At 41.0% G+C, this 19,204-nt stretch carries 15 protein-coding genes; 6 read left to right on the forward strand and 9 right to left on the reverse strand.

The window, feature by feature from the left end:
- Nucleotides 1-135: 135 nt before the first annotated feature.
- The 3 genes from RS893_RS28720 to RS893_RS28730 all read right to left on the reverse strand — a co-directional run bounded on the left by RS893_RS28720 (nt 136) and on the right by RS893_RS28730 (nt 6,413).
- Entirely contained in the window at nt 136-3,918 is a 3,783-nt protein-coding gene (locus tag RS893_RS28720) for a carbamoyltransferase C-terminal domain-containing protein (RefSeq protein WP_315788966.1), read from the reverse strand.
- A gap of 135 nt (nt 3,919-4,053) precedes the next feature.
- Nucleotides 4,054-5,517, reverse strand: a complete 1,464-nt coding sequence (locus RS893_RS28725; protein ID WP_315788967.1) for a PAS domain-containing sensor histidine kinase — start codon at nt 5,515-5,517, stop codon at nt 4,054-4,056.
- Between the two features lie 275 nt (nt 5,518-5,792).
- The gene (locus RS893_RS28730) at nt 5,793-6,413 is read right to left on the reverse strand and encodes a cysteine hydrolase (protein WP_315788968.1); all 621 of its coding nucleotides are present in this window, start codon (nt 6,411-6,413) and stop codon (nt 5,793-5,795) included.
- A gap of 678 nt (nt 6,414-7,091) precedes the next feature.
- Here RS893_RS28730 and RS893_RS28735 point away from each other — a divergent pair.
- Nucleotides 7,092-8,285: an FtsW/RodA/SpoVE family cell cycle protein gene (locus tag RS893_RS28735; RefSeq protein ID WP_315788969.1), complete on the forward strand. Its 1,194-nt coding sequence runs from the start codon at nt 7,092-7,094 to the stop codon at nt 8,283-8,285.
- Nucleotides 8,286-8,776: 491 nt separating this feature from the next.
- Nucleotides 8,777-9,367 (forward strand): hypothetical protein, encoded by a 591-nt coding sequence (locus tag RS893_RS28740; RefSeq protein WP_315788970.1) that lies wholly within the window; start codon nt 8,777-8,779, stop codon nt 9,365-9,367.
- 114 nt (nt 9,368-9,481) lie between these two features.
- On the opposite strand, the gene galE is transcribed toward RS893_RS28740, so the two are convergent.
- Nucleotides 9,482-10,480: a UDP-glucose 4-epimerase GalE gene (gene galE / locus RS893_RS28745; protein WP_315788971.1), complete on the reverse strand. Its 999-nt coding sequence runs from the start codon at nt 10,478-10,480 to the stop codon at nt 9,482-9,484.
- A 304-nt stretch (nt 10,481-10,784) separates the two neighbouring features.
- Between galE and RS893_RS28750 the strand changes: the two genes are divergently transcribed.
- From RS893_RS28750 to RS893_RS28760, 3 genes are all read left to right on the forward strand, one after another.
- The gene (locus RS893_RS28750) at nt 10,785-11,435 is read left to right on the forward strand and encodes a hypothetical protein (RefSeq protein ID WP_315788972.1); all 651 of its coding nucleotides are present in this window, start codon (nt 10,785-10,787) and stop codon (nt 11,433-11,435) included.
- A gap of 173 nt (nt 11,436-11,608) precedes the next feature.
- On the forward strand, nt 11,609-13,360 hold the full coding sequence (locus RS893_RS28755) for an ABC transporter ATP-binding protein (protein WP_315788973.1): 1,752 nt from the start codon (nt 11,609-11,611) through the stop codon (nt 13,358-13,360).
- A gap of 118 nt (nt 13,361-13,478) precedes the next feature.
- Nucleotides 13,479-14,576: an AI-2E family transporter gene (locus RS893_RS28760; protein WP_315792131.1), complete on the forward strand. Its 1,098-nt coding sequence runs from the start codon at nt 13,479-13,481 to the stop codon at nt 14,574-14,576.
- 45 nt (nt 14,577-14,621) lie between these two features.
- Here RS893_RS28760 and RS893_RS28765 read toward each other — a convergent pair whose 3' ends face one another.
- Both RS893_RS28765 and RS893_RS28770 read right to left on the reverse strand, forming a co-directional pair.
- Nucleotides 14,622-14,939, reverse strand: coding sequence for a Txe/YoeB family addiction module toxin (locus RS893_RS28765; protein WP_315788974.1), 318 nt, complete (start codon nt 14,937-14,939; stop codon nt 14,622-14,624).
- Nucleotides 14,911-15,216: a type II toxin-antitoxin system Phd/YefM family antitoxin gene (locus RS893_RS28770; RefSeq protein WP_315788975.1), complete on the reverse strand. Its 306-nt coding sequence runs from the start codon at nt 15,214-15,216 to the stop codon at nt 14,911-14,913. Before RS893_RS28770 ends, RS893_RS28765 begins: the two co-directional genes overlap by 29 nt.
- 12 nt (nt 15,217-15,228) lie before the next feature.
- Here RS893_RS28770 and RS893_RS28775 point away from each other — a divergent pair, with 12 nt between their 5' ends.
- Nucleotides 15,229-15,576 (forward strand): hypothetical protein, encoded by a 348-nt coding sequence (locus RS893_RS28775; RefSeq protein WP_315788976.1) that lies wholly within the window; start codon nt 15,229-15,231, stop codon nt 15,574-15,576.
- A 1-nt stretch (nt 15,577) separates the two neighbouring features.
- Here the strand turns inward: RS893_RS28775 and RS893_RS28780 are convergent, their stop codons facing one another.
- The 3 genes from RS893_RS28780 to RS893_RS28790 all read right to left on the reverse strand — a co-directional run bounded on the left by RS893_RS28780 (nt 15,578) and on the right by RS893_RS28790 (nt 18,953).
- The gene (locus RS893_RS28780) at nt 15,578-15,886 is read right to left on the reverse strand and encodes a hypothetical protein (protein WP_315788977.1); all 309 of its coding nucleotides are present in this window, start codon (nt 15,884-15,886) and stop codon (nt 15,578-15,580) included.
- A complete protein-coding gene (locus tag RS893_RS28785) occupies nt 15,876-16,199 on the reverse strand; it encodes a hypothetical protein (RefSeq protein WP_315788978.1) in 324 nt (107 codons plus the stop codon). The genes RS893_RS28780 and RS893_RS28785 overlap by 11 nt, the downstream gene beginning before the upstream one ends.
- Before the next feature lie 294 nt (nt 16,200-16,493).
- On the reverse strand, nt 16,494-18,953 hold the full coding sequence (locus RS893_RS28790) for an ATP-dependent Clp protease ATP-binding subunit (protein WP_315788979.1): 2,460 nt from the start codon (nt 18,951-18,953) through the stop codon (nt 16,494-16,496).
- Nucleotides 18,954-19,204 lie beyond the last annotated feature (251 nt).

Raw genomic sequence — 19,204 nt, forward strand, 5'->3', positions numbered from 1 at the left:
AACTTTGAGGGGTTAAATAAAAAAACCGCAGGGGAAGCAGCGAAAAGTTTGTAGACGCGCAGCATCCCGGAAGGAACCTCAAAGCTCTTCAACAGACAGCGCAGAGGAAAAAAGAGAAAGAGAGGATCAAGACCACTAGCGTAAATAAGACGAAATACAGGTTGGGGTTGTTTTAGTTTGCAATTCTTCTATTTTCAATCCTTCTGTGGAAGGCGGATCGTTCAATCGCCGATTCATGTTTACATTTGGAGTTTCAGAAGTTAAATAAAGGATGCCCTTATAAATCAATTGATAAAGCCAATCTTTATTAATTGCCGTTGCATAGGCTGCCCATTTAGGCTGGCATTTATTGATATCTTGCAACAGACGGTACATTTGTTCACTGATGGGGTAAGTAGTGAAATAGGGATTATTCGGAGAGAATAACTCGATTTGACGCTCTCCTGTTCTGGGGTTAGTCTCCAGTCTGAATCGTAAATCAGGAGACAGCGCTAGAAAGTAATCGTCGATCTGTTGTTCTTCTAATAACTGCCGTTGGTGGAAATATTCCTGTACTTGCTGGTGAATTGGCTGATTGGGATTGTGGATTGTGCGACTGTAATAGGAACCTTGATGAGTTGCATCGACCTGATAGATGAGAATATAACCAAAGTTAACAGCCTTTAAACCTGTAGTATGAAAATTCTCCAGCCACTGGTCTAACTTAATGTTGTATTGCTCTAACGTCTGATTAAAAGGTGTGTGGCAGTGGGGAGCTGAAAACAAAATATCATTGCGATCAGCAGTATTCAGTATCAATGTGTGGGCTGATCCTCCTTGCCACCACTGCCCTAGTTTAGATTCATATTCTTGGAGATTCACTAAATCTGTAACAATAAACAGCTTACCTTGAGGTGCAAGTTTGTTTGCACTTTCAATAATAATTCGAGCCAAAATTTCTTCACCACCTGTACCCCCATCACGAAAGCAACATTCCTGACTAGGGCTAGGAACAAAGGGGGGATTTGCCAAAATTGTATCGAAATAACCTCCGGCTGGTTCGTAAAGATTTCCGAGATAAAAGTTAATATTACATATCCCATTCAGTTGAGTGTTAAATCGGGCAAAGCGAATTGCCCGTGGATTAATATCAACTCCGATAACTTCTTGGGCATAACGACTTGCCACTAAGCTTTGAATTCCACTACCACAACAGAGATCCAAAACTCGATTGACTGGATATTGGGGAGCTGTGTAAACCAATCCCATACTATCCATACCTACGTACATGACAATATCTTCATCAAAATGATCTTCTGCCAATATCATGTAGCGATGATCTGTAGCCACATACAGTCCCGCGACGGCAAATAAATCGACTCGTGAAGCCCAATCTTGCTCACGCTGAATTAACATGCCCAAGCTACATAGAGTTGAGAATACCTCATCCCCAAAAATTTCTTGTAGTCTGGATTTTGTCAATGCACACCGCAGTAAGAACAGACGAATCAAGTCTCCTAGTATGGATTGAGGTAGACGGTAGCGATCATAGTAGTGTAGGTATGTCGGCTCAATTTGTTGCTGGGAAGAAACACCCAACAAATTGCAAATATTAGCTTCGTTGTAGCCCGCTTGGTGTAAACATTCATACAATTTGCGTAGAATCCGTTGGGCAGAGAAGTTTTCATTCTCAAAAGGTGCAAAGGTTTGGTCTGACGCTGAGGGTAATGGGGAATCTTGAGGTAATGGTTTAACGCAGGAGTATGCAGGTTCTAATCTGTAAATACCGAGTTGTTGCTTCGCCCATTCAATCCTTTGGGTGAATTCAAAGTGAGTCAAACGCAAATCAATTCGCATTTGTTCTAGCCAACTCTCAGGCGCATTCAGAACAGCTAGCAATAGCTTGACTTCCTCAAAGGTATAGGTTGAGGGCGGTACTTGCTGCTTGAGATCGACAAAAGTAGATTTACTTAGAGGGTTTAGTAATAAAATTACATCGCTGGAAAGCTTGGTTTGGAAGAAACCGTAAAAAGGTGTCTTAGGAAAGAGCAAACTTGTTTCTTTATATTGAGCGCCCTTAGCAGAGAGTACTTGTAATTCTTCTAGAGACCAAGGACAGCCATCGGTTTGGCCAAAGAATAATGCCTGATCAAGCTTTGCCATTAAATCAGTGACATCGGGAACACCTGGAGGAAGTCCATAAGGAAGCACAACATCACCAACTTTTGCCAAGTGATCCTCGTAACTATGAATGGGAACACGGCGTTTGCAGATCCAGAAGTTCTCCAGCGCTAAATAATCAATATCCGTTCCTAAGAATGTAGCGATCGCCTCCAAGGGCGTTTCCACAATCGGTTGTCCTGCAACATTAAAGCTTGTATTAAGTAATACAGGTATTCCCTGTCGTTCTTCCACTAATTTGTAGCATAGTCGATAAAAGTATGGATTGTCCTGCTCTGTTACTGTTTGCACTCGTCCCGTCCCATCCACATGAGTCACGGCTGGGATCTGCTCGTGAAACTCCGGCTTTATCGGCGATACGAGCAGCATAAAAGGTGCAGCCACATTTTGTTCAAATACCTGGGAAACGGCTTCTAAAGGAATGACTGGTGCAAAGGGACGAAATGCCTCACGGAATTTTACCCTCATATTCAAAATATCTTTCATGCGTTTGAAAGTGGGGTCAGCGATAATCGACCGATGTCCCAACGCTCGGGGCCCATACTCTGCACCTCCTTCAAAGCGAGCCACCATACTGCCTTGTGCCAGCACTTGAGCGCTACGAGTAATCATCTCATTTGGGGTTAACTCCTCAACTTCAATGGAGTCTTGGAAGTGTCGAATAGCTTGACGCACTTGATCAAAGTCATAAAGGCGACCAAGGGTTGCCCGAGTCAAGGGTACTCGCTTCTGTCCAGCGCTGATCGTGTTGTATGCCCATAAGGCGCAACCAGCAGCAATCCCACTATCACCTGCTGCTGGAAAGATAAAGATATCATCTAGTTGGAGTTGCCGTAATAATTCGTAGTTAGCAACAGAGTTCAAGCCTACACCACCAGCAATACAAAGTTTTTGCAGTCCTGTGCGTTTAATTGCCAGACTGACAATATGCAACAATGCTTGTTCTAGTTCTTTCTGCACCTTATATGCTAGGTCAACCAGATAAGGGCGGAGATAAGGTTTGCCTTCTCCTGTGTCATAGCGTTTTTCCAGTGCAGCGACTTCCAAAAAGATATCGTAGGCAGAAATTTTCAGGCTAAAAGATTCTTCAGTTGTCTGAATCCAGCGATGCCAGTTGGGTTGTTCTCCTCCAAAAGGAGCCAAACCCATGAGTTTTCCTGCTTCCGCGTGCTGAATCTGATCACCAACTTGGGTGACAAACCCAGCTTTACGTGTGATGTACTCATAAACAAAACCGAGGGTTGAAAGTTGAGCCAAGTGAGCTGCTACTGTCTCATTATGCAGCGTTGTAATTGTCTGTCCTCGTCCCTCGTATAGAGTATAAGATTCAGTGTAATGAGCAGGGGTAGTACTACCTGAAGCATCGACGACCAAGATTAGAGCTTGATCAAATCCAGAAGGCCAGTAGGCTGAGTAAGCATGAGCCAAGTGATGACTGGGAATTCGTATCACTTTATCCACGATCTCAGCAGGCAGTACTCGGCGGAGAATATCAGGCGCGCAATCGTGACCAGGCATATTTGCAGTAATTGTTGCCAGATCACTCAGGGTAATGTTGCAGGCATCCAAGCAGTAACGCACGGCTTCCGCCGGAATTTGCATTTGGGCAGCCACACCAGGAGAATGGAGCATGTATCCAGGACTATATTTGTGGCGATCAAGCCTTTCTTGTTCAATTGCGACTACAATTTCACCATCTTTTGCGATCGCAACTGATCGCTCATGTCCTAAATTAATTCCCATATGATATTGTGTCATTGCTTTATCTCCTCACTCAACAACCATCACTAAATCGAATATTTCTGCCCAACTATTTCCAGCAAAAGATTTCTATCGGACTACCATTACAAGTAGAGTTAATAGTTTTAACTGACCCAGTATCAAAATCAGGTTTTAGTGTGAAAGCGAGACTGGCAGCTTAATCAAAAACTCCGTTCCCTTGCCTAACTCCGAGGAACACTCCAATATCCCACCATGCTTCTCTACAACTATTTGATAGCTAATAGAAAGACCTAACCCTGTCCCTTTACCCACAGGTTTTGTTGTGAAAAATGGATCAAATATTTGCTTTCTAATTTCTTCTGTCATGCCGATACCATTATCAATAATCCGAACTGCAACATGCTCATCTGCAATGACTTCTGTGTGAATTTTAATAGTAGGTGTAAAGGAAGATTGTTCCTGATCTCCTTCGTACATTACCTGATGCTGAATTTCCCCATTACTTAGTTGGCTTGCACAACAAAACAAAACGGCATCAATGGCATTGCTGAGCAAGTTCATAAATACTTGATTCAGTTGTCCTGCATAGCACTCTACCTGCGGCAATTCACCGTATTCTTTAATCACATGAATAGGGTTATGATTTATTCCATTCAGACGACTTTGTAAAATCATTAAAGTACTGTCAATTCCTTCATGGATATCAACAGGTTTAATCTCCGCCTCATCTAAACGGGAGAAATTACGAAGTGACAATACAATTTCGCTTATACGCTCCGCCCCTATTTGCATGGAAGACATAATTTGAGGCAAATCAGCTAGTAAAAAATTTAAATCTATCTTCTTGATCTTTTTCTGTATTTCTTCTACAGGAGTAGAATAGTGCTGCTGATAAAGACAAATTAAATCCAATAAATCTTTGACATACTCATTTGCATGAATTATGTTGCCATAAATAAAGTTAATTGGGTTATTAATTTCATGGGCAATTCCAGTAACTAACATGCCTAAACCTGACATTTTTTCGGCATGAATCAGTTTAGTTTGAGTTTGTTTCAGTTCTTTTAAAGTTGCTTCTAGCTGCTGTTTTTGCTGCTTCAATTGCTCTCTTGATTGGAGAAGTGTTGCTTCTGTTTGCCTGCGTTCACGATTCTCAACCCGAAGTTGCTCAATTCGCATCTGTAACGCTTCATTTGCCTCTTTCAAAGCAGCCTGTGCCCGTTTTCGGTCAGTGATATTTGTTAAAGAGCCACATATTTCTCCTGGATCTTCGGAACGAGCGGCTAATTCTAACCAGATAATCTCTGTATTCTTATGATGAAAACGTAATTCCCAACAGGCAACATCTTGTTTAGTATCTATTTGAGCCAAAAAATTCAGCCAAAGCTTTCGATCCTCAGCATGGAGATAATCATCAATTGGGCGATTCAAACATTCTGATGCACTATAACCTAAGGTAAGTGTCCAGGCTTTATTCAGAAGTGTAATATTCCCTGCTTTATCACACTTAAATACAATTTCACGCAGATTCTCGACCAATTCCCGATAACGTCGTTCTGATTCTGATATTTGCTCAATTAAACGGTACTGAATCTGTGTGTGCAGTTCATTATCAACTAAAAACTCTGGCTTCATAAATTTGTTTCATAAAATTATATGAGCTTTTTCGGATGATATAACAGTAAGGAAAATTCAATCATCTCTTTCAAAAACGTGACTAATTACTGTTAAAAAATTCAAGCAACTGGAAAATATTCTTTGTCAATTCTTATTTCTGATCTCTATTTATTTTCACAACAACAGTAAAAATGATTAAATAGAGTGAAAATGTAGTATTTTCACTCAAATTTTATTCAATTGCATGAATATTTTAATAAATAATTGTCAGAAAAATTTATCATGAAACCAACTTAGTTTTTCTGTAAAACTCTTGTTTCTAGACGACTCAGTAATTCTATGTGAGTCATGACATCTGCATAAAGCGGAAAAATACTGGTACAGTAAAAGTTTTGCTCAAATACAGTACGGGCTGAAGTGCAGTCAGATAAAATTGTCACGTGATAGCCTTTTTCGTGAGCAGATCTTCCAGTGGAATCAATACATATGGATGTTACTGCACCAGCTAGAACAATATTTGTGATTCCTCGCTGTTTGAGAATTTCATCAAGGTTGGTATTGATGAAGGCATTAAATCCTCGTTTACCAGGTACTTCTAGAATTCTGTCTTGAAAAGGTTGTAAAACTTCAATCGTTTCTGAACCTGGAGTTCCCATCTGAAAAGCGTTTACTTCTTTAATCGTTTTTAGAATACCAATCGGCTCGATTAATTCTTCATAGTTACGCGTAAAGAAGATAGGAGTCGTTATAATCAGTGCAGGCGTAGAAGTAAGATACTGAAGAAGATGAACAGTATTCGCTATCACGTTTGTCACCTTCGATGATTCCTCAATTACTCCATATAAAATTCCATTGGGTGAAAAATAATCATTTTGATATCCAATTAAGATAAGTGCTGTATTTTGAGCTTCCATGTGTGTATCTGTTTGATGAATTTAAATTTGGGAAAATAAGTTCTTTTGCTGTCGTAGTGGTGAATAGCAATTAGTTTGACATGTTAATAACTACAGAGGGTTGTGATGCAGTTAATAATGCAACAGTAGTAGCCTCTGATGAATAAAATTTTACTAATCATCTTTAATTACTTAAATCAGTAATTTCTTTGAAGTTAGCCTATCTTCCTTAAAAGTTTGTATGAAGATAAGCTAAATACATCTATAAACTGAATTGACTCATGTATGAAAAGTCTATAGATAGGCAATACTTGTTAAGTAGTAGGGACGTCTATTACATCCCAAATTATTATTGAGGAAATTTTGTTAAGTTTGGCAACATTCAAGACAACAGAGGATGAACTTACAAAAATTTAGAGTATAGAAATGCGATCGCATCTTCTGAAAGTAGGAATTCTGTCAAAATAATTTTCGTATGTGCAACAGGACTAAATTCTTAATTACTTTGTGTACTCAACTGGCACTGTGGCTGCATGAAAGAGTTTATGACTTGATAGTTGTTTTTTGATTATTGTTTGTTATTGTTGACTACTAACTACTATATGGACGTACACCATAGAAGTTTCAATAGACGCCCGTAGGGCAACTTCTAGGGGAGTACGCGTCTACTAACTACAAAATTTACACCTTATTGAAGTCGTGAACCTACGCCGTTTTATTCCGTTATTTGATGAGTCTGTGTCTGAGTGGGCACTAGAGGCACGCCTGTTACGCTGGTTGACGTTGGTTTGGCTATTCGTAGGCTTAGTCATGCTGTTTTCTGCGTCTTATGCCGTTGCTGACGTTCGTCATGATGATGGGCTGTACTACTTTAAACGTCAACTTCTTTGGGTATTAGTTGCTTTAATACTCTTCAACATTGTTGTGAACTTACCCTTACGTAAGTTTCTGGGGATATCCCATTGGTTTATATTTCTGCTACTGGGGTTAATTTTCGTCACTATGATTCCAGGAGTGGGAAAGAATGAGCTTGGTGCAGCTCGTAGGTTAGTAGGGCCAGTTCCGATTCAGCCTTCAGAGTTAATTAAACCCTTTTTGGTGCTGCAAAGTGCTAGAGTTTTTGGGCAATGGGAACAACTGAGTTGGCGTGTGCGTTTGACTTGGTTGGGTATTTTTTGTCTTGTGATTTTAGGGATTTTGGCACAGCCAAATTTAAGTACCGCCTCACTCTGCGGTATGACTATTTGGCTAATTGCCTTAGCAGCTGGATTACCTTACAAGTATCTGGGAGGAACAGCTATTGGTGGAGTCCTGTTGGCTGTACTCAGTGTTAGCTTCCGAGAGTATCAACGTAAACGGGTGATGTCTTTCCTCAATCCTTGGGCTGATGCAACTGGGGATGGCTATCAGTTGGTGCAAAGTTTGCTAGCGGTGGGTTCCGGTAATACTTGGGGTGCTGGCTTTGGACTTTCTCAACAAAAACTATTTTATTTACCAATTCAGGATACAGATTTTATTTTTTCTGTATTTGCGGAAGAATTTGGTTTTGTCGGTAGTGTTGTGTTGCTGGTAATGTTAGGTTTATTCGCAACTTTAGGGTTAATAGTTGCCCTTAAGACAACTCATCCTACATATAGATTAATAGCGATCGGTGTAACAATTTTGATGGTAGGACAATCATTACTCCACATTGGTGTTACCACAGGTGCTTTACCAACTACTGGTTTACCGTTACCGATGTTTAGTTATGGTGGTAATTCCATGATTGCCAGTTTAGTAGCAGCTGGATTATTGATTAGGGTAGCAAGAGAAAGCAGTGAAGCTGAGGTGATACCTTTACGAGGAGGACGGAGAAATAGGTCAGAAAGATTGACACAAAGAAAAAAGTTTTAATTAAGATCTGTCTTGAAGGCAGAAGGCACAGAGAGAGCAGAAGAAAAGGAAAAAGTATTTTCATGCGTGCTGGTGTACACAGTTATGAGAAGTGTTGGTCAATTCGTGAGGAGTTTAACACCTCGGCGTAAAACCTTTGATTTTGCGGCATAATCTCTGCAATAAATTGTAGGCTAATAGCTCAATTCGCACTAACTCGCCTGCGATATGAATCGCAGGCTGATAGCGAAAGTGCTAAGCAAGGAGGTTCACTCCATTTTCATGGAATCGAGCTATTAGCCCAGAACTTGAGTTCTGGGTGAAATTTGAGGCTTACTACAGACAAGGAAGACAGTGCTAACTTAGGGGATTCCAAGAGTTGTAGCACAAGCGCGTAGAGGATTTGTATCAATAATTAATTTTGCGAAATGCTATTAGCCTGAATAATATTTATCGACCTTACGTTAAACAAACAAAACTGCTATCAAGCTATTTCTTAGCCTCGCTGAGCCATGTCTAATTATTTATTATTACTGTTTATTTTTGTTAATTTCCTTTTTGGAATTCACCCTGCTTCTGCTCACAAAGTCAAAACAACAGTAGGTGTGGGTGCAACCTTACACATTGAACCAAATGATACTCCTCGTGCTGGAGAAGTAACAAGAGCGTGGTTTGCTCTCACACGTAAAGGTGGTAAGGTGATTCCGCTAGCACAGTGTGATTGTCAATTGCTTATTTATGCTGAACCTCATGCCTCTGGAGAACCGCCACTGCTGGAACCAACCTTAAAATCAATCTCGGCAGAACGCTACAAAGGAATACCTGGTGCTGATATTACTTTTCCCAGACCAGGTAGTTACCAACTGCTGTTGCGGGGAAAACCAACAGCAGGGTCAAAATTTAAACCATTTGAGTTAAACTATAGGGTTACTGTGGCAGTTGGAACAGCACAAACAGAATCAATTCCACAAGTTGTTAAAAATGTCAACCAAAATGTTACTGAAGAACCAACTCAGGGAGTTCCTATTTGGGCGATCGCAGCTTTAGGTTTTTTTGGCATGGGCATGTTGCTATTTGTCGTGCGACGGGTGAATAAGGATTAGTCAATTGTCAATTGTCGTTGGTTATTGGTCAAAAGTTACTATTTATTCTCCCCACACTTCCCACACTTCTCACACTCCGCACACTCTCCCTTCCCCTTTGCCCGCAATCCCCTATTACTTATGTCGCTGTTGATGCCACTGCCAGGCGTGAGTAATAATTTCTTTGAGGGATGAATACCGTGGTTGCCAGTTTAAGATTGTTCGAGCTTTGTCGCTACTGCCAATCAAAGCAGGTGGATCACCAGGACGGCGATCGCATTCTACAACTTTAATATTACGACCTGTTATGGACTTAGCAGTCTCAATCACTTCTTTGACTGAGAAACCATTGCCATTTCCTAAATTAAAAACTTCGCTGTCACCACCTCTTAACAAATATTCCAAGCCTAAAACATGAGCATCAGCTAAATCAGTTACATGAATGTAGTCTCTAATACAAGTACCGTCGTCTGTGGGGTAATCCGTACCAAAAACAGAAATTGATTCGCGCTTACCTAAAGCTGTTTGTAGTACCAAGGGAATTAAATGGGTTTCTGGAATATGGTCTTCTCCCAACTTCCCATTAGGATCAGCGCCAGCAGCATTGAAATAGCGAAAAATGACTGATTTGAAACCATAGGCAGTATCAAAATCAGACAGAATCTTCTCCACCATCAACTTAGTAGCACCATAAGGATTGATGGGATTTTGGGGATGATTTTCGGGAATGGGTATGGTCTGGGGAACTCCATAAGTTGCACAAGTAGAAGAAAATACAAATTTATTTACAGAAGCTGCCAGCATCGCTTCTAGCAAGGTGAGGGTTCCGACAACGTTATTGCGGTAGTATTTGGCAGGGTTAGTAACCGATTCGCCCACATAGGCATAAGCAGAAAAATGCATCACTGCCGCAATATCATGACTTTGAAATAATTGATCCAACAAAACGCGATCGCTTGTATCACCGACTACAAGTTCTACTTGTAAAACTTTTTCTACCAAATCCCGATGTCCATACACCAGATTATCCAGAATTAACACTTCATAACCAGCCTGCAATAGAGCTAGTACGGCATGGGAGCCGATATATCCAGCCCCTCCCGTTACCAAAATGGTGGGCTTTCCAGGCGACATAGTTCTTCCTTTTTCTGAGACAACTACTTAATTAAATTAATCTACTTAAACCCAATTACTGATCTGGAAAATTACAAAAACTGCGGTCAGTTGAAAAAAATTGCTCTAAAATCACTACGACGGTGGTCTTTGTGTGAGGGGGAGTCACCCCCTAGTGCGGAGATATATCTCTGCCCTTGGGAAGTGGCGTGCTGAGGGATTTTTCGGTCAAGTAACAGTGCGATATACTACTATTTGACGGTAAAATAACTCAAATGCCCAAAAATGCTAGGCTGACCGCACCAGAAGATTTGAGAGTTCACTTATGTTTGTACTTCTAAGCCGGGTTCTTCTTTGGCTGCTTCTTTTAGCGGTTCTAGTCTCTTTGTTCCAGAGATTTTATCCGAAAGGAACTTTTGTAGGGCGATTATTTCTAGTGATTTTGGCTGCTGTTGTACTTCTGTCATTTGTTAACCCTACAGAACCAGCCATTGCTTCTTTGTGGAGAGTAGTATCCTTTCCACTCAAACCTTTAGGAGCATCAATTTTATTAATGATTTTTGCTGCCCAGAATTTAAAAGATGGTGGAATCGCAAAGCCTGGAGGATTATATGTCGCTTGGGCATTAACGATTTTGCTGCTGGCTAGTACGCCAGCAGTTGCCTATTTTTTAGTTCAGTCACCGATCGCCAAATTTGCTAATCCAGATCTGGCTTTAGGAACACCGACATCTGGAACATTGGTGGCATTTAAACAAAACTCCACTGTGGCGAACGTGTCAGATGTAGTGGATGATAGCATTCTTTCACACGCGCAATTAAACTCGTATCTGTTGCAAACTCCAACTGAAGTTCGCAGACGTGGGTTGCAATTGGAAGATTTTGTACCCAATGCGGACACATTGGCGTTGACAACAAGAGTTTGGGAAAGTTATCTCAATCAAATTTACTTTTTCTTGCGTGGTGGTCAGCGATAAAGCAAATAAAACTGCAATTCAAGAGGCCACAATGCTACATTTGTAGCTGACTGGCCTTATTTAACAATAATTCAGTTATCAGGTATCAGTTATCAGTTTTCACTGATCTATCTCACCGATAGCCAGATTTTGACTGGCGTATTCTACCATCACAATCGTTGCAAATTGCTGGAATGGCAAAAACACGACGCCTTGCTGTACTTGCTACTTACCTGCGTCCCCACTGGCGGGAAGCGACATTAGGTATTGTCGCTCTGTTAACTGTCAATGGACTAGGTGTTTACATTCCTTTGTTGATTCGCTCAGCAGTTGACAAACTCTCAGTCACATTTAGCTTAAATCAGTTATCCAATTACGTAATACCAATTATCCTGCTGACTTCAGCGATGTGGTTTATTCGGATGGCGTCGCGCATCTGGATATTTGGTGTGGGACGTCAAGTAGAATTTGAACTCAAACAACGAATTTTTGAACACCTACTGAAGCTAGAGCCATCTTATTTTACTACCAACACTGCTGGTGACTTGATTAGTCGTGCCACTAGTGATGTAGATAACGTCAGGCGATTATTGGGTTTTGCAGTATTGAGCCTGGCAAATACCGTGTTTGCTTATGTTTTAACATTACCAGTCATGCTCTCAATTAGTGTAGACATGACACTGGCAGCGTTAGCAGTGTATCCTTTGATGTTTTATTTGGTGCATCTGTTTAGCGATCGCCTTCGTAATCAACAGTTAGCAGTGCAAAATCAACTCTCTGACATTAGCGATTTGATTCAAGAGGATATCAGTGGTATTGCCTTAATCAAAATCTACGCCCAAGAAGAAAACGAACGGCGTGCTTTCGCCCAAAAGAATCAGAATTTATTACAAGCTAACCTCAAACTAGCAAAAAGCCGCAATACACTGTTTCCCTTAGTTGGTGGATTAGCCAATATTAGCTCCCTTGTCATCATCTTGCTGGGAGCAACGCGCATCGCCTCTGGAACCCTTGATGTTGGTAGTTTTGTCGCGCTGCTGTTGTATGTAGAGCGTTTGGTTTTTCCCACTGCTTTGTTAGGATTCACCATCACCGCCTACCAACGGGGTGAAGTGAGTGTTGATCGCATTGAATCGATTTTGACTGTCACACCCAAAATTAAAGACGAATCAGATGTAATTCATTTACCAATAGAGCAAGTGCAAGGGAAATTGACAGCAAAAAACCTTTGTTATATTTATCCTGGTGCTTCCACTCGCGCTTTAGATAGAGTTAGCTTTAGTATCGCCCCAGGAGAGACTGTCGCAATTGTCGGGGCTATTGGTTCAGGGAAATCAACTTTAGCTAATGCTTTACCTCGTCTGTTGGATATTGACGAAGGACAGTTATTTTTAGATGGAGTAGATATTACTAAAATTGCCTTAGCAGACTTACGCAGTGCGATCGCCTACGTTCCTCAAGATAGTTTTCTTTTCAGTACCACTGTCAAAAATAACATCCGCTATGGCGATCCCTTAGCAGAACAGCAAGAAGTAGAATTAGCTGCCAAAACTGCACAAATTCATCCAGAAATATTAAATTTTCCCCAGGAATACGAAACTATAGTTGGTGAACGTGGTATTACTCTTTCTGGCGGTCAACGACAACGTACAGCTTTAGCAAGGGCAATGCTAGTTGATGCCCCAGTTTTGATTTTAGATGATGCCCTCTCCAGTGTTGACAATCAAACAGCTACAGCAATCTTGAACAATCTTTCTGGTGGTACGAAACGTAAAACTGTGATTTTTATTACCCACCAACTTTCAGCCGCAGCTGTTGCTGATCGAATTTTTGTCATGGATAAAGGCAAAATTGTCCAAACAGGGACACAAGCAGAATTATTACAACAACCAGGTCTTTATAGAACTTTGTGGAGTCAACATCAAGTCGAGGAATTATTGCATTAGGAGGGAACAGGGAAAAGGTATAGTCTCACAGCAGAAAAATATGTTTCCAAGCTGCTCACAAATGAAAAATCTATCTATGTCCACCCCTTCTATCCCCCGCAACGGTTCATTGAAAATGATGCTTTCTCTAAATAAACTACTAAGATGGTTGATTTTGACGCTACTCTTTCCATTAGTTTTTCTCAATGGTTGGTTGGCTTTTAAATTGTTTCAATATTTTCAACCAATAGTCACTATTCTAGTTTTGGCTACTTTGTTAGCATTTATTTTGGACTACCCTGTTGCAATTCTTGAGCAACGAGGAATGCAACGTAAATATGCAGTTTTATTAGTTTTGATTTTAACGTTAGTAATTGTGATCAGCTTGGGTATTACTTTGTTACCCATTGCTCTACAACAATTAAATGAAATGACTAAAGCAGTTCCACAATGGATTGATACTACTGAACAAAAACTTCAATTTCTCAACAATTGGGCAGCAAGTCACAGATTAAATATTAATTTCAGTGAGATATTTACTCAGTCAATTAATAGTTTGCCTAATGAATTAGAACAAGCGGGAGATAAGCTATTTAGTATTATTAGAGATACTATTGATAGTGTTTCCGAAGCTTTAATCACTATTGTATTAACAGTATATATGTTAATAGATGGTGAAAGGATTTGGAAAGGAATATTTACAAAAATACCTTTTGAATTATCTCAGCAGATACAGCAATCTCTTCAAAAGAATTTTCAGAACTTTCTGATTGGTCAGGTGATTTTAGCTTTAATGTTGGGAGTAACAGAAACTATCTTATTTTTAATCCTGAAACTGCGATTTGGTTTAGTATTTGGTTTGGGTGTGGGAATTTTGAGCTTAGTTCCTTTTGGTGATATTGTTAGTTATTTTATTATCGCTTTTATACTCGCAACCCACGACATTTGGTTAGCTATCAAAGTTTTAGTTCTATCCCTGATTCTTGATCAGTTAGTTGACCAAGCGATCGCACCCCGCATTTTAGGTAGTTTTACTGGTCTTAGACCCATCTGGGTGATCATCTCTTTACTAATCGGGACTTATGTTGGCGGATTATTAGGGTTACTGCTTGCTGTTCCTTTAGCTGGTTTTATCAAAGATGCGATCAATGGTTTTGCTGAGTTCCCTGGAAGTATTAGTTCTGTTGAGGATGAGAAGTTACCAGAGGTGTTAATCAATGAGTCTACTTTGCAGTAATTTCAGCAAGGGATAAGAAAAAATAGGCGATCGCACACAAATACATTATTCGTAGTGATAGCGACAAGTAAGAAAATCAATCTGAGTGTTTCCGACTCGATAGACAAGCCGATGTTCTAAATCGATTCGCCGTGACCAAATCTCTGCATCCATATACTTCAATGGTTCTGGTTTTCCAATACCCTCAAAAGGATCTTGCATGACAGCCGTTACCAAATCCAATATATTCGATCCTTTCTGAAAATCTTGCTTGAACCACCAAGCTAAATCTTCTTTGAATTTAGAACTAAAACCAGGACTACGATTAACTACAACTGGCTTAATTTCCTCAGCTTCAGCTTTCTTTTTCTTCTTTTTGTTCAATCCCCAACTCCTGCTGAAGTTCTGCGATAGTTTGAGGTTGAATCTTTCCAGTTTTTGATTCCTCTATTGCATCCAGTAAACGATGAGCATTAGCAGGAGAACGCAAAAGATAAACAGTCTCAACTAAACTTACCAAGTCTGACTCAGCAATCAAGGCGACATTTTCACCACCACGGCGGTTAATAATATACACTCGATGATTTTCTACTACTAGGTCTAACAACTTAAAAAAGTCATTTCTCGCATCGGTTGGGGATGTGATTTTGTAGGACAACATCAGCTTATGTACATGTTTGTGTACATATATCATAAAACAGTATTTAGTAAGTCGGCACAAATTGTAGAATATGAGACGCGATTTATCGCGTCTCATATTCTCATATTCTCAAATGTGTTGCAAACATTTTTTGAATCGGTATTAGATGCAGTAGTCTTTCAGGGTTTAGATCTGTTTCATGATTTTAGTGAATTGGTATTAGTAAGCGATCGCTTCACCAAGAAGATAACGAGAAAAGTCAGAGAAATTTCTTGTTTCAACTTACATTCCGCAACTATGTCAAAAATGTTCAGTAATTTTAAAACCTTTGTATGGCAAGACTTCCAAGTTTTTCCTAGTCCAGCGATCGCATTCACTTGACTTAAGAATGGGGCGTAATAGCAACAATAGTTATAACTCTTTGTTCGGGCCCATAATACCAAAACACTCGCAAAGCTCCAGGTGTTTTACTTTCTACATAAACTTCAAAAATTTCTTCACCATTCGGGCCTGACAGTGATTCATATTTATGAGTATTTAAACCAGGATATCTTAGGTTTACTTCCATCAAACCTAGCGTTTTTAAAACTTTTTGGTACTTCTTAGAGTCTGTTTCTTGCAACCTAGCTAAAGCTTCTTTTGCCTCAGTCGTAAATACTAAACGGAAATTTACCCAACACCTATTCTTCAATCTCTAAATCTGCATACTGAGCAAATGAACCCAAATCATGAAGTTCGCCAGAGGCTTGTTTGATACCAAGTTCTAGGGAATTACGAGCAACAGAATTTTGCCATATCCAAAGTTCTCTTTCTGGAAAATTAACAACTGGATCTAGCAAAATTTGCCCAACTTCATTAATTAAGACTCGGTAACTCTTTGTTTTGGCAACAGCACCCAGAGTTAATCTACCTCTATCATCGGCACTGGCAGTTTCTTTAATTAAATGGAAATTTTGATTTTCAATCATAGTACAACTGTATACCTCATACTGAGTTGTATTCATAGATATTACCTCACCCCCATCTCCTCTCTGCGAGTTCACCAGAGGGGTGCCAAAGGCGGGGTGAGGTTTTTAAAGACAATTTGGTATCAGCAAATAATATTCTTTTGTGGGTGAGTGGGCAATACCCACAAACGAAAGAATCATATAAAAAACCCCCGGTATTATGACCAGGGGTTTTAAAAATCACCATTTCACCCCATGTTGCTAGAGGCTTAGATACGTCGCTTCTTTAGGCTACATAGGAGCGACACTCTTTTTCAACAATCTTAGCGGAACAATATGAACGTATAAATATTAGCCCACATTCGCTAACATTAACTCTCTGGTTTCTGATTTGTTGACTCTCACTTGACCGTCATCGTCAACATCAACAACGGCTGTATCACCTTCCGCAATTTGTCCAGACAACAATGCTTCTGCCAGAGAATCTTCTAAGAGGCGCATAATTGCCCGACGTAACGGTCTAGCACCGTAGCTGGGGTTGTAGCCTTCTTGAAGTACACGCTCTTTGAAGCGATCGCTCACCTCTAAAGTTATGCCTTTTTCAGTTAAGCGGCCAGCAACTTCTTTGAGCATGATCTCAGCAATTTGCTTGACTTCCTCCTTCTTGAGTTGGGTGAAGACGATAATTTCATCAAGACGGTTGAGGAACTCGGGACGGAAGTAGTTTTTCAGTTCTTCGTTTACCAAGTTACGAATGCGGTTGTAACTTGCTTCGGCTTCGTCCTCGCTGAACTGGAAGCCTAAACCGCCACCACCTTTTTCAATGACTCGTGAACCGATGTTAGAAGTCAAGATAATCAGAGTATTCTTAAAGTCTACTTTCCGACCTTTGGCATCGGTGAGATGACCGTCATCCAAAATTTGCAGCAGCATGTTGAAGACATCGGGGTGTGCTTTCTCGATTTCATCGAATAGCAACACTGTGTATGGTCTGCGCCGGACTGCTTCGGTCAATTGTCCGCCTTCGTCGTAGCCTACGTAACCAGGAGGTGAACCAATCAGCTTGGAAACGGTGTGACGTTCCATGAACTCTGACATATCCAGGCGAATCATTGCTTCTTCGGAACCGAAGAAGTAAGCTGCCAAAGACTTTGCTAATTCAGTCTTACCAACTCCGGTAGGGCCAGAGAAGATAAAGCTAGCGATCGGTCGATTGGGATTTTTCAAGCCGACACGGGCGCGACGGATAGCACGGGATACAGCCGTGACTGCTTGTTCTTGACCGATGAGACGCTGATGCAGGGTGTCTTCTAAGTGCAGCAACATCTCCGACTCAGATTCGGTCAACTTGTTGACTGGTACACCAGTCCACGCAGCGACGATTTGAGCAATGTCTTCTTCGCTGACAACCAGGGGGTTGACAGATTTGTTATTTTGTTTATCTGCTAATTTAGCTTCCAGTTCCAACTCGCGATCGCGCAATTCACCAGCTTTGTCAAAGTCTTGTGCTCTGACGGCTTCGTCTTTAGTTTTAGTTACAGTAGCCAATTCTCGCTTAATTTCGCGATTGGCACTCACCATCGAACTCCGCAAACGCACACGGCTACCAGCTTCATCAATCAAGTCAATTGCTTTATCTGGCAAGAAGCGATCGCTAATATAGCGGTCAGACAAATTAGCGGCTGCAACCAATGCTTCGTCAGTAATTTGCACTCTGTGGTGTTGTTCGTAAACTGAACGCAAGCCTTGGAGAATCACAATTGTATCTTCTACTGAGGGTTCACCAACCATGATCGGTTGGAAACGCCGTTCTAGCGCAGCATCGCGTTCAATATGCTGACGATACTCATCGAGGGTAGTTGCACCAATGCACTGGAGTTCACCCTTGGCTAATGCCGGCTTGAGGATATTGGCAGCATCCATACCACCTTCTACACCACCAGCACCAACGAGGGTGTGAATCTCATCGATTACCAGGATGATATTACGCTCAGAGCGAATTTCATCCATGATTTTCTTGAGGCGTTCTTCAAAATCGCCACGGAAGCGAGTACCAGCTACCAGTAACCCCATATCAAGACTAATAACTTGCTTATCTTGCAAAATATCGGGGACATCTTGGTTGTGAATGCGTTGTGCTAAACCTTCAGCGATCGCAGTTTTACCAACTCCTGGCTCACCGATCAATACCGGGTTGTTTTTCGTGCGACGACCAAGAATCTGGATAGCACGTTCAATTTCTTTCTCACGACCAACTACAGGGTCGAGTTTACCTTCTTGTGCCAGTTTGGTGAGATTTCTACCAAACTCTTCTAAAGTCAAAGTTTGGTTTCTTCTAGGACTGCTACTACCACCTCCACCTACAGTCGTGGGTGTCACTTCACCCAACAGACGAATAACTGTAGTGCGGATATTGTTGAGGTCAACCCCCAAATTTTGTAGGACTTTAGCTGCGACTCCTTCCCCAGCCTCAGTTAATCCTAACAGTAAGTGTTCAGTACCAATATAGTTATGTCCTAAACTACGAGCTTCTTTGAACGACTGCTCAAATAAGGTTTTTACCTTCGGGGTAAAAGGAATTTCTGGTGGTAAGTAGCCAGAACCCCGACCAATAATTCTTTCGACTTCGCGACGTGCTTCTTTGAGAGTAACGCCCAATTCGGTCAGCACTTTGGCAGCAACCCCATTTCCTTCTCCCAGCAAACCCAGGAGAATTTGTTCAGTTCCAACGAAGTTGTGACCCAGTCTTCTGGCCTCCTCCTGAGCGAGCATAACTACTTTAATAGCTTCGGAAGTGAAATGTTCAAACATAACGGGTTTTGCTCCCTTGCTGCTTGGGCTTTGGGTAAAATCACTTTCACCCTCACCTGAACTTTTGTCTACTTTTCTTAAAGACAATGTATCTTTATTTAAAGTTTAACGGCAGTGGGGAGAGCCGTAAGATTTTAGGTAGGGTAGCCGTCTTTTAGGGATAGGGGAGGGGGGGATAGGGGAGACAAGGAGGACAAGGAGGACATGGGAAAGGAGAGTGTGGGGAGTGTGAGAAGTGTGGGAAGTGTGGG

Source organism: Fischerella sp. JS2 (assembly GCF_032393985.1).
GTDB lineage: Bacteria > Cyanobacteriota > Cyanobacteriia > Cyanobacteriales > Nostocaceae > Fischerella.

Excerpts from the sequence above, each read along its gene's own strand:
- RS893_RS28760 (WP_315792131.1), top strand. The coding sequence starts at position 13,479 with ATGCTTTCTCTAAATAAACTACTAAGATGGTTGATTTTGACGCTACTC.
- RS893_RS28740 (WP_315788970.1), top strand. The coding sequence starts at position 8,777 with ATGTCTAATTATTTATTATTACTGTTTATTTTTGTTAATTTCCTTTTT.
- RS893_RS28720 (WP_315788966.1), bottom strand. The coding sequence starts at position 3,918 with ATGACACAATATCATATGGGAATTAATTTAGGACATGAGCGATCAGTT.
- RS893_RS28750 (WP_315788972.1), top strand. The coding sequence starts at position 10,785 with ATGTTTGTACTTCTAAGCCGGGTTCTTCTTTGGCTGCTTCTTTTAGCG.
- RS893_RS28725 (WP_315788967.1), bottom strand. The coding sequence starts at position 5,517 with ATGAAGCCAGAGTTTTTAGTTGATAATGAACTGCACACACAGATTCAG.
- galE (WP_315788971.1), bottom strand. The coding sequence starts at position 10,480 with ATGTCGCCTGGAAAGCCCACCATTTTGGTAACGGGAGGGGCTGGATAT.
- RS893_RS28770 (WP_315788975.1), bottom strand. The coding sequence starts at position 15,216 with ATGTTGTCCTACAAAATCACATCCCCAACCGATGCGAGAAATGACTTT.
- RS893_RS28730 (WP_315788968.1), bottom strand. The coding sequence starts at position 6,413 with ATGGAAGCTCAAAATACAGCACTTATCTTAATTGGATATCAAAATGAT.
- RS893_RS28775 (WP_315788976.1), top strand. The coding sequence starts at position 15,229 with ATGTTTGTGTACATATATCATAAAACAGTATTTAGTAAGTCGGCACAA.
- RS893_RS28755 (WP_315788973.1), top strand. The coding sequence starts at position 11,609 with ATGGCAAAAACACGACGCCTTGCTGTACTTGCTACTTACCTGCGTCCC.
- RS893_RS28785 (WP_315788978.1), bottom strand. The coding sequence starts at position 16,199 with ATGAATACAACTCAGTATGAGGTATACAGTTGTACTATGATTGAAAAT.
- RS893_RS28790 (WP_315788979.1), bottom strand. The coding sequence starts at position 18,953 with ATGTTTGAACATTTCACTTCCGAAGCTATTAAAGTAGTTATGCTCGCT.